Annotated in this window: 10 protein-coding genes and 1 pseudogene; 6 read left to right on the top strand and 5 right to left on the bottom strand. The window is 59.7% G+C overall.

Going from position 1 to position 10,005, the window contains the following annotated elements; genetic code table 11:
* Positions 1 to 75 precede the first annotated feature (75 nt).
* On the bottom strand, positions 76 to 348 hold the full coding sequence (locus tag Q8K05_RS02900; protein WP_305245039.1) for a hypothetical protein: 273 nt from the start codon (positions 346 to 348) through the stop codon (positions 76 to 78).
* A 118-nt stretch (positions 349 to 466) separates the two neighbouring features.
* Positions 467 to 946: a toll/interleukin-1 receptor domain-containing protein gene (locus tag Q8K05_RS02895; RefSeq protein WP_305245038.1), complete on the bottom strand. Its 480-nt coding sequence runs from the start codon at positions 944 to 946 to the stop codon at positions 467 to 469.
* Positions 947 to 1,510: 564 nt separating this feature from the next.
* On the opposite strand from Q8K05_RS02895, the gene rtcA reads away from it, so the two are divergent.
* From rtcA to Q8K05_RS02875, 4 genes are all read left to right on the top strand, one after another.
* Complete coding sequence (gene rtcA, locus Q8K05_RS02890; RefSeq protein WP_305245037.1) at positions 1,511 to 2,548, top strand: RNA 3'-terminal phosphate cyclase; 1,038 nt, start codon at positions 1,511 to 1,513, stop codon at positions 2,546 to 2,548.
* Positions 2,549 to 2,627: 79 nt separating this feature from the next.
* Complete coding sequence (locus Q8K05_RS02885; RefSeq protein WP_305245036.1) at positions 2,628 to 3,134, top strand: type 1 glutamine amidotransferase domain-containing protein; 507 nt, start codon at positions 2,628 to 2,630, stop codon at positions 3,132 to 3,134.
* Between the two features lie 238 nt (positions 3,135 to 3,372).
* Positions 3,373 to 3,717: a hypothetical protein gene (locus Q8K05_RS02880; RefSeq protein ID WP_305245035.1), complete on the top strand. Its 345-nt coding sequence runs from the start codon at positions 3,373 to 3,375 to the stop codon at positions 3,715 to 3,717.
* Between the two features lie 5 nt (positions 3,718 to 3,722).
* Positions 3,723 to 4,136 (top strand): hypothetical protein, encoded by a 414-nt coding sequence (locus tag Q8K05_RS02875; protein WP_305245034.1) that lies wholly within the window; start codon positions 3,723 to 3,725, stop codon positions 4,134 to 4,136.
* Between the two features lie 149 nt (positions 4,137 to 4,285).
* Here the strand turns inward: Q8K05_RS02875 and Q8K05_RS02870 are convergent, their stop codons facing one another.
* Entirely contained in the window at positions 4,286 to 5,455 is a 1,170-nt protein-coding gene (locus Q8K05_RS02870; RefSeq protein ID WP_305245033.1) for an aminotransferase class V-fold PLP-dependent enzyme, read from the bottom strand.
* Between the two features lie 143 nt (positions 5,456 to 5,598).
* A complete protein-coding gene (mgtA, locus tag Q8K05_RS02865) occupies positions 5,599 to 8,196 on the bottom strand; it encodes a magnesium-translocating P-type ATPase (protein ID WP_305245032.1) in 2,598 nt (865 codons plus the stop codon).
* A 201-nt stretch (positions 8,197 to 8,397) separates the two neighbouring features.
* On the opposite strand from mgtA, the pseudogene Q8K05_RS02860 reads away from it, so the two are divergent.
* Both Q8K05_RS02860 and Q8K05_RS02855 read left to right on the top strand, forming a co-directional pair.
* Positions 8,398 to 8,610, top strand: a pseudogene (locus Q8K05_RS02860) (FAD-dependent oxidoreductase); the annotation flags it as partial.
* Between the two features lie 927 nt (positions 8,611 to 9,537).
* Positions 9,538 to 9,888: a VOC family protein gene (locus tag Q8K05_RS02855; RefSeq protein ID WP_305245031.1), complete on the top strand. Its 351-nt coding sequence runs from the start codon at positions 9,538 to 9,540 to the stop codon at positions 9,886 to 9,888.
* Here the strand turns inward: Q8K05_RS02855 and Q8K05_RS18840 are convergent.
* Entirely contained in the window at positions 9,856 to 9,999 is a 144-nt protein-coding gene (locus Q8K05_RS18840; protein WP_370868761.1) for a Mut7-C RNAse domain-containing protein, read from the bottom strand. The two genes, Q8K05_RS02855 and Q8K05_RS18840, sit on opposite strands and share 33 nt — an antisense overlap.
* Between the last annotated feature and the right edge of the window lie 6 nt (positions 10,000 to 10,005).

Genomic DNA, 10,005 nt, shown 5'->3' with positions numbered 1-10,005 from the left:
AGCCTTGGGCTCTGACCATTTGAGCTACCTGGAGCTTGAAGCTTGCGTCAAAGGTTCTTCGGGATTTTTGGTTGTTCACTTCTGTCGCCATTTAGGTTTAAAAAACCTATCTTTGTGTCTTTTTAAATTAGACCACCACAGATGCTTGATTTCAGTCGCCTGATAATTCTTGTGCTGGCTGGTGGAAGAGTCGTAGAGGGAATGATGCTCAAAGCAGAGCCAAGAAAGGTTGGCGAGCGAATCGTTAGAGCGATTCTGGTCGATGTGGGCGATCTGCCCGATCTTTTCCGTAAAGTCACCTTTGAGGCCGTAGCAGAGGGCGCACCGCCGTCGGCTGCGAACGAGCACCTCCGTCTCTGTGTCTGTGGGCAGTCTCTTTCTTGCGGTGGCCATAAGCGTCCTAACGTTTGAATTCACCGGCCTGCGCGGGTTTTCGCGCAGGTCCGGTCGAATGAGGGGTTGGGCATCACTTTTGGCTGAACAACCAAAGCGCAAGCCCTCCAAGGACAAGCAAATTGCGAGCTTTTTCTTCTTCCTTTTGGCGCGCCGCTGCTTGCTTTGCCTGAAACTGCTTGAGTATGAACTCTTGAGCTTGCGCCATTGCTGCCTGAGGATCGCGGAAGACGGGGAGATACTTCAAGTCGCTGATGAACCTTGGAAGGGATAACCCATCTTCGAGCACCAGCGGGAGAATTGGTTTGTGAAGTGAATGCGCTTTTCCAATTTCCTGAGGCACCCACTCCGAGGCCTTTGCGTTGGTACTCCACAGAAGGACAAACAAGTCGCACGCAGCAATGGCAGAAGAAATCGTTTCCGATAATGGCTCACTTGCGACAACAGAATGTTCCGCGACAAAAACTTCTACACCAGTTCCGACAAGTGATTGCTGTAGCTCTGCAACATTCTTGAGATCGTGTGTCGAGTAGCTAATGAATACTTTGAACATGGCAAATACGATCCTATTGTGATGCCCAACATCATGTAGCCGAGCGCCTATCTTGGCATTCCCAAGCTAGACGACGAAATAAACCGGAAACCCACCCGTTGATGCCGAAGCCCCTCAAGCGGTAAGGCCCATGCCGCCTGGGTTTGCGGTCAATTTCACTAGAAATTGAATTCATTTCCATCCCTTTGAACCCTGTCGCCTATCCTGGCGAAATTTGGTTAACGTCGAGTTCACTTCTTTCGACGTTTCATTTGGTCAGAACTATAGCCCAGTGGATCTTGCGCCTGGATGTCGGCTTCCGCGGCATTGCAGTCAGTCCGCAACAACGAGCTAATCACGCGCAAGGCCGCTTGAGGCCCCATTCAGACACGCCGACATCAGTCCCTCACGCGATCCCTGTTTGTACGGGTTGTCGGCGCCACCTAAAAACCATCAAGGTGCCGTGCGAGCCCTTCTCAAGCGGGGCATCTTCTGCTGATCGTGAATTTCCAATTCAAGTGTTGCGCAGGGTCATGTGGGATGCCGATTTTTGTCGGCAAACTGTGTTCAATTCAAGAATTTGACATGATCGAAATCGACGGTTCCCATGGCGAAGGCGGCGGGCAATTGCTGCGCATGGCGGTGGCCCTGGCGGCCATCACCGGGCAGGCATTGCGTGTGGGCAACGTGCGTGCCAAGCGTTCCAACCCGGGGCTGGCGCCGCAACACCTGGCGGCCGTCAAGGCGGTCGCGGCCTTGTGCGGCGCCGAGGCGGAGGGCCTGCAAGTCAGGTCGCCCGAGGTTGTTTTTCATCCCCACCGCCTGCGCGGCGGGGAATTCCAGTTCGACGTGGGCACCGCCGGCAGCGTGACGCTGGTGTTGCAGGCCGTACTGCCGGTGGCGCTGGTGTGCGCGGAGCGGGTTGTCATGCGCATCACGGGCGGGACGGACGTGCGCGACTCGCCGCCGCTGGACTATTTTCGCTGCGTGTTCCTGCCGCTGTTGTCGCTGATGGGCGGGCGGGTGTCGCTTGAGGTGGCAAGGCGCGGCTACTACCCCCGCGGGGGTGGTGAAATCCGGGTGGAGGTGCAAGCGGGGGCAGCCCTGCGGCCGCTGGTGACGGAAGCACGGGGCGCGCTGCGCGAGGTTGGCGGCATCGCCCATACCGCCAACTTGCCCGCGCATATCACCGCTCGCATGGCGCGGGCAGCGCAGCAGGCGCTGCCGCCGGTTCCGGCGCCGCAGATTGAGCAGCCGCTGCTGGGCTGGCCGCAGGCTATTGGGCAGGGCGGCGCGATAGTGCTCTGGGCGCTCTCGGAGGGCGGTGTGCTGGGTGCAGCCGCAACCGCGCAGCGCGGGGTGCCGGCGGAGCGCCTGGGTGACGAGGCCGGCCGCGCCTTGCGCGCCGAAATCGAGTCCGGCGCGACACTGGATGTGCATGCCGCAGACCAGCTGCTGGTCTATGCCGCGCTGGCCAACGGACTGTCGCGGTTCACCGCGCGCACGCTGTCCTCCCATGCCAGCACGACCATGTGGCTGATCGAGCGTTTCTTGCCGGTTGAATTTGGCGCGGCGCAGGCGGGGCCACTCTGGCGCGTGGACTGTCGCCCGCGCTTGAAGTAGATCAAGCTGCTCGCGCGTCAGGTCGATACGATCAACGCAAAGCGCGCCTCCACTTTTTTCGTGAAAGGGATCACCCGCCATGAAAGCGCTCATCATCAGTGCGGACCACTTTGAAGACTCCGAGCTTCTGGTGCCTTACTACCGACTGCTTGAAGCGGGGATCGAGGTGGACATCGCCTCGATCAGCCGCGGCAAGATCAACGGCAAACATGGCTACCAGGTCGAGGCCAACAAGGCGCTGAAGGACGTGAACCCGGACGACTACGCCCTCCTGGTGCTGCCGGGCGGCAAAGCCCCGGCCACCATCCGCAAGCAACCGGCGGCCGTGCGCATTGCACAGGCGTTTTTTGCAGGCAATAAGCCGGTTGCGGCCATCTGCCATGGCCCGCAAACGCTCATCACCGCCGGCCTGCTGGGCGGGCGGCGCGCCACCTGCTACCACTCCGTGGCCGAGGAAATGCGCGAGGCGGGCGCGCTGTACGAGGACAGCGACGTGGTGGTGGACGGCAAGCTCGTGACGTCCCGGCAGCCTTCAGACCTGCCTGCCTTTATGCGGGAAACCCTCCGGCTGCTGGACAAGCGCTAGTCGGCCGCAAGCCGGGGCTTGTCTCGTCATGTGAATTGGCCGCAAAGTGCCCTGGGCCGCCTTTTGCCGCACAGAGAAGGACCGGCTTGCCTGCTTGCCGATGCCTATTTTAGGAAGGGGCTGACCCGCTATTTCAGCCTGTCATGCCAACACCCTGTGCTACAAATAATGGCCGATCCGATTCGGCTGGAGGTTATGGGCTCGCTCCCGCATTCAGCCCAACGACAAGGAGGTCGCAATGCGCAGTTCGTCTATTTATCCCATCCTCGGCGCCGCGCTGCTTGCTTGCGCACAGTCTGGCCTTGCACAGGATGGATCGGTCAAGGTCACATCCCCCGCAGAAGGCAGCAGGCTTGATGCCATGGCCCAGAACAAGGTGGACTATGAAGTCATGCCCGGCCCCAATGGCGACCATGTCCACCTCTACGTGGACAACAAGGAAGCGGCCATCCTGCGCCAACTCAAGGGGAGCTACACCCTGGCAACCCTGTCGCCCGGCCAGCACGACATCTGCGTCAAGGTCGTGAACAAAGGCCATACGCCCATCGGGCTGGAGCAGTGCGTCAAGGTGAGCGTCAACTAGCCGCCATGGATCTGCAAAACCTGAGCTATGCGGCGATCCAGGTCGTGCACAATTTCGGCGCTGTCGCCGTGGTGGGCAGCGCAGTCGGTGCCCTATGGCCGGGGCTGGGTCTGGCCGGGATGCGCAGGCCGCTGGCGTGGGCCATGCTTTTGGGATGGGCCGCGCAAGCCGCCAGCGGGGCCGCTTTCGGCGGCGTCAGCTGGCTTTATTACGGGCGCTTCCCGGACATCCATGGCATCGCGGTGGCCGCGCTGCTGATCAAGATCGCCTGTGCCGCCGCCGGATTCATGCTCGCCGCCGCGTATCTTTATCGTGGTGCCGGGTGGCGTGAACGGGCGCAGCAGGCGACTTGGCGCGCGCTCGCGGCGCTGGCCGCGACGGCGCTCACCGCCGCCGCGTTTCTGCGTTGGTTTTCCTGAGATGCCGGGTCCGTGAAGTCCACGCCATTCCCGGGCGGGCGCTGGCTGCGCATGCCGGGCCTGGTGCTGGGCATGGCTTATTACCGGTTGCGGGATTTGTTGTAGGGTTTTGGCGAGGATCAATATGGCGCACTTCTTGCCAACAAGCCTCAGCTTGCAATCAATTCAACCGCTCGGATCAAGCGGTCAACATCTGCGTCAGAAGTATGGATGTGCGGTGATGCGCGAACAATTTCGATAAGGCCTCTGGCCTGCATGTCGAGTGGAGTAAATGCGATACCGTTGACAGCGACATTCACACCAGCCTCCATTAATCGAGCCTTGACTACTCCTGGCGAGATTCCAATGACTGAGAACGAAATTAATCCTGACTGCACCCTCCCCAGATCATGCAATCGGACATGGCTAATTGACAAGAGACCATTGCGTACCCTCTCTGCACGCTCAAAGACATTGCGCTGAATAGATCCGATATCACTAGTCAAGGCAGAACGAATCGCGACGCCAAATCCCACGCGGGCAGCTACACAAGCCTCCGAAGTCTCGAAGCGACGAGCATCTTCTCGCAACTGGTATTTGAGGCCAACGAGCGGCGCTGAATATTGATCGATCATCACTGGCACGTGCTGCTGAAAAAACCTACGCCGGACGTACATTAACCCCGTGCCGCGCGGACCCCGTAACCACTTTCTGCCGGGTGCTGTGAGCACATCACAGCCAAGCTGACGCACGTTCACCGGTATCTGCCCTACCGCTTGAGCGGCATCGAGTACATAGGTAATGTCGTTTGCTCTCGCCAACGCCCCAACTTCCGCCGCTGGGTTGATAAGTCCGCCATTGGCCGGCATCCACGTCAAAGATATCAGTTTAACTCTGGAGTCAAGCATAGCTCTCAGTTGCTCAAGGCACACTTCGCCGAACTCATTGCAGGGTATCACCTCAACAACTGCACCGACCCGATGTGCAATGTGTAAAAGTGCCGCATAGTTGCCACCCCATTCACTGCGCCCTACAAGAATGCGATCGCCATGGGAAAAGTTAATGGCACCGATTGCGGTTTGCCAACCACTGGTGTTACCCCCAGTCAAAGCGATCTCATCTGGATCACATCCGAGCAGCTGCCCTGCTGCCAAATACAGGTCCGAAAGATCCTGCGACTTCGCTGCTGCAGCCTCATAGCTGCCCATCATCGACTCAAGATGCAAATGGTCGACCATTGCGGAAACCACTGATCGAGACATCAATCCAGCACCAGCACTGTTGAAGTAGGAACCGTCGGTTAACGAAGGGGGGGGATTTTCATTGAAATTGATCGTCATTACGTGTCACATCCCGGACGATCATAAGGTCGCTTGTTAAACAAGTGCGGATCGGAATGGTACCAATCTTTCATGGCTTGCATCGGGACTCTACAAATACCGTCCTGAGCGCATGTGATGTTCTCCATTGGCTGAACTTCTTTCTACTTTTTCGCGTTTTCCGCGCGCGCGTAGAACGACTTCTTCGCCACCTCGACTGCAAAAACATAAGCCATCGTCAACGCTATCATGGCCAGCACCAGCGGGGCGGGGAGGGGCACAAAGCCGAAGATCGAGCTGAACGGCAGATACGGCAGCACCAGCGCAATGGCAATCACGGCCACGGTGCTGCCCAGAAGCAGATTCCCCGGTCGGCTGCGGTAGAACGGGCGGCGCGTGCGCACAACCAGCGCCACCACCAGTTCGGTCAGCAGCGATTCCAGAAACCAGCCGGTGCGGAACTCTTCCGGCGCCGCCTTGAACAGCCACAGCAGCGCCCCGAAAGTCAGCAGGTCGAACACGGAACTGAGCAGTCCGAACAGCACCATGTAGTCGCGGATGAACACCGTGTCCCAGCGGCGCGGCTTTGCCACCCACTCCTTGTCGACCCGGTCGCCGGCAATCGCTGCGCCGGGAATGTCGGACAGGAAATTGTTGAGCAGGATCTGCGAGGCCAGCAGCGGCAGGAATGGCAGGAAGAGGGACGCCGCGGCCATGCTGAACATGTTGCCGAAGTTGGCGCTGATCGTGGTCAGGATGTACTTGAGCGTGTTGGCGAAGGTTCTCCGGCCTTCGTCGATGCCCTGGCGCAAGATACCCAGATCCTTGCGCAGCAGTATGAAATCCGCAGCATCCTTGGCCACATCCACCGCCGTGTCCACCGAAATGCCCACGTCGGCCGCGTGCAGCGCCAGGGCGTCATTGATGCCGTCGCCCATGTAACCGACCACATGGCCGGTCTTTTGCAGCGCAAGGATGATGCGCTCCTTCTGGTTCGGGTCCACTTCCGCAAAGACGGCGGTGCGCCCTGCCGCATGCATCAGGGCCTCGTCGCCCATGTCATTGAGTTCGCGGCCGGTCATCAGGCGCTCAATCGGGAGCTTGACCGCTTCGGCGATATGCCGCGCGACCTTGTGGTTGTCGCCGGTGATGATTTTGAGCTGCACGCCGCGCTGCGCCAGGTCGATGAGGGTCTGGTGCACGCCGGGCTTGAGCGGGTCCATGAACAGCAGGAAGCCGGCAAAGCACAGGTCGCGCTCGTCGGCGCGTGTGTAGGGGCCGCTGCGCGCTTCCATCTTTCGACTCGCCACCCCGAGGACGCGGTAACCCTGCGCGCTCCAGTCTTCAAAGCGCGCTTCGATACCGGCGCGCACGGCCGCGTCGAACGGTGCGGCGTCAGCGCCCACGCCCACGCTCGTGCACAGCGCCAGGATTTTGTCGAGCGCGCCCTTGGTGATCAGCGTGCGGGCGCCGGTGGCATCGGCGGCCACCACGGACAGGCACTTGCGTACAAAGTCATAGGGGATCTCGTCAACTTTTTGCACCGCGCCCAGGTCCGTGCCGGCCTTGTGCGCGGCGGCAAGCACGGCCTCGTCAAGCGGGCTGGCCAGCCCGGACTGGAACTGAGCATTGATGCTTGCAAACCGCAAGACCATGGCGCTGGGTTGTCCGGACGTGTCGACCGCGCCGTCGAGCGCCACCACGCCCACCGTCAGCGTGCCGGTCTTGTCGGTGCACAGCACGTCCATGCTGCCGAGGTTTTCAATCGAATTGAGCCGGCGCACGATCACGCCCAGCCTGGCCATGCGTTTGGCGCCATGCGACAGCGTGATGCTGACAATGGCTGGCAGCAACTCCGGCGTGAGTCCCACCGCCAGCGCCAGGGCAAACAGCAGCGAGTCGACGGGCGGCCTGGCCATGAAGATGTTGATGGCCAGGACCAGCACCACCATCACCAGCATGATGCGCGTGAGCAGGTAGCCAAAGCGCTGGATGCCGCGCTCGAACTCGGTCATGGGCGGGCGCAACGCGAGCTTGCCCGCGATCTGCCCGAAAATGGTGGACTTGCCGGTCTGTGCGACCAGCATGCGCGCCGTGCCGCTGCTCACACTGGTGCCCATGAACACGCAATTGCTGCGCTCGGCCAGGCCGGCTTTTTCAGGGGCAACGCCGGGCTTTTTCTCGACCGGAAAGGTTTCGCCGGTGAGTACCGCCTGGTTGACGAAGAAGTCCTTGGCCTCCAGCACCACGCCATCGGCCGGGATCAGGCTTCCGGCGGACAGCAGTACCGTGTCGCCTTGCACCACGCGGTTCGAAGGCAAGTTCTTGGCCTGACCGTCACGCAGGACGACCGAATGGACCGTGACCTTTGAACGCAGCTTGTCGATCGCGTTGCCGGCAATGTATTCCTGGGTGAAGCCGAGCAGGGTGCTGCCAAAGACCACCACCAGCACCACGCCCGCATCAATCCATTCCGCTGCGACCAGCGAGATGACGGAAGCCAGTATCAGGATCAGCACCAGCGGACTTTTGAACTGGCTGGCGAACAGCCTCAGCGCGCCTGCCTTTTTCATCGCCTTGAGCGCATTGGGCCCGCTGCGCTTCAGGCGAGCACCGGCTTCGCGCTGGGACAGTCCGCTGGCATCAGAACCCCATTGCGCCATGAGCTTGTCTGCTGGCTGGCTCCAGTACGCGTCAGGGTCGGCTTGTTCGCCTGGACCGGAAGGCGGCGTATGCTGAAAAATCCTGGAAAAAAATTGCATGGTCTCTCCCCCCAAACGTGCCGTCGCAAGACAGCGCCAGCATGACAGAAAAGGCAGCGACTACACGTTTTTTTATGTTCGGGCCGCCATATCCATGGTGGAGATTTGGGCGACACGATCACTGATCGTACTGGCCGATATTGATCGGCTTCAAGAGGCCGAGGCGGCAGCCCGCCGGGCCAGGCACAGTCCAGCATCAGCGCCAATGTCTACTACCTGCAGGGCTTCAGCGGCCACGGCGTGACCGCCACCGGACTGGGCGGCCGTCTGGTGGCCGAAGCCATCGCCGGGCAGGCCGAACGGTTTGATGTGTTCGCCCGGCTGAAGCACACCCCGTTTCCGGGCGGGCGCTGGCTGCGCATGCCGGGCTTGGTGCTGGGGATGGCTTATTACCGGCTGCGGGATTTGTTGTAGGGTTTTGGCGAGGGGGCCGGGACATTAGGCCGGTTTGTCGATGTACGCACAGTGCGGCGTTCCCCCACCAAGCGCCGGCGTTCCTGCGCGGCGTATTGGATGACTGCTAAAGACCAGAAGCTGTCGTACAGAATGACGTGGTCAGCAGGCGCAGCCGACCGAAACCCGCCGCTCACAGATCAAAGGGGAAAACCATTACTGACCATAAACCGGCCAACCGTCACAGGAAAATGGTAACCCCTGGTTCACAACACCCGGCTGTAGGTCACAGTTATCCTCGGTCTTCACCTAAAAAGGTTAGCATTCTGACCCCGGCCAAAAAATTTTGTGTGAACGCTGGTGCATCCCCTCACACCACTGGAGCAGTATGCCGCCTGAAAAACCACAGAGAAAGACTCCAGACACGCCAATCCGAGTCTGGGCGACTAGCCTGAGTGTGGGGAATGCATGAAGATGAAGCCACCGGTAGCTTCACCTGGTGCCATCGACGGGCCAGGTACAGACAACACTCCGCAGCATCTATAGACCACCGAACAGAATCCAAACAAATTACATGGAGAACATCAATGAGATGTGATCAATGCCAGTATTGGCGGCGTTTTGATATGCAGTCTGTGCCAGACTTACTGAAGGGCCATTGCCATAGGTACCCACCCACTACGGTTGGCACATGGCACGACTCATCCAGTGCCGATGCTTGGTCCTTTCCGGTGGTTTACGCATCGGCGTGGTGTGGGGAATTCAAGGTCGCCGCATAGCTCGATCCGCCGAAAGCTGACAGTCAAATCAAAAATCGGCTTTGGTGCTGCCGAACACCCGCAATGCAGCGGGAGCGGTCGGTCACCGTGGGCGTAACGGCAGAGAGGTCCAATGATAGGCATCTGCCCCTGAAGCCTGTGACAGTGCAGCTCCTTTAGGGAAAGAGCGATGCAGCGCTTGCCGACAGCCAGGGCTCATGGCAAAGTTAGCAAACGGGCGGTGCCGCCTGTCAACTTTGCCCTTGCCCATTTATCATTTGACGGCAAAACCATGAAACCTACGTACTTCGATCTCACTGTCCAAGACGTAGGTCGGGCCAAGGCGTTTTTTGAGCGCGTGCTGGGTTGGCGGTTCGAGAAGTTCGACATGCCGTACGAGTATTTCCGCCTCCATGGCCGTCTGCATAGGATCGCAAAGAGCCAGCCTTCAATTGCAACCCTTTCCCAAAGCCTCGACGAAAAATACCTGACTTTCGGTCAGCGCAATTTAGCCGCTTTGCCGAATCGTAGCATCCAGTAAACGCTGCATGCGTTTCCAGTGCGAACCTTTCCAATAGACTCGACCACAAAGCGAGCAGGTCATGAAATGTTCGTGGCTCGCCTGAACGAAGGGGGGCAACCGTTGGAGCACCTGCGA

Origin of the sequence: Polaromonas sp., assembly GCF_030682935.1 — a bacterium.
Classification (GTDB): Bacteria; Pseudomonadota; Gammaproteobacteria; order Burkholderiales; family Burkholderiaceae_C; genus Polaromonas.
Note: the sequence above shows the minus strand (reverse complement) of the source record. Positions and strands in the feature narration are given on the sequence as shown.

Bases quoted from the DNA above. Each gene is read 5' to 3' on its own strand.
- Q8K05_RS02885 (WP_305245036.1), top strand. From the start codon at position 2,628: ATGAAAGCGCTCATCATCAGTGCGGACCACTTTGAAGACTCCGAGCTT.
- Q8K05_RS02895 (WP_305245038.1), bottom strand. From the start codon at position 946: ATGTTCAAAGTATTCATTAGCTACTCGACACACGATCTCAAGAATGTT.
- Q8K05_RS02880 (WP_305245035.1), top strand. From the start codon at position 3,373: ATGCGCAGTTCGTCTATTTATCCCATCCTCGGCGCCGCGCTGCTTGCT.
- Q8K05_RS02875 (WP_305245034.1), top strand. From the start codon at position 3,723: ATGGATCTGCAAAACCTGAGCTATGCGGCGATCCAGGTCGTGCACAAT.
- Q8K05_RS02870 (WP_305245033.1), bottom strand. From the start codon at position 5,455: ATGACGATCAATTTCAATGAAAATCCCCCCCCTTCGTTAACCGACGGT.
- rtcA (WP_305245037.1), top strand. From the start codon at position 1,511: ATGATCGAAATCGACGGTTCCCATGGCGAAGGCGGCGGGCAATTGCTG.
- Q8K05_RS02855 (WP_305245031.1), top strand. From the start codon at position 9,538: ATGCAGCGCTTGCCGACAGCCAGGGCTCATGGCAAAGTTAGCAAACGG.
- mgtA (WP_305245032.1), bottom strand. From the start codon at position 8,196: ATGCAATTTTTTTCCAGGATTTTTCAGCATACGCCGCCTTCCGGTCCA.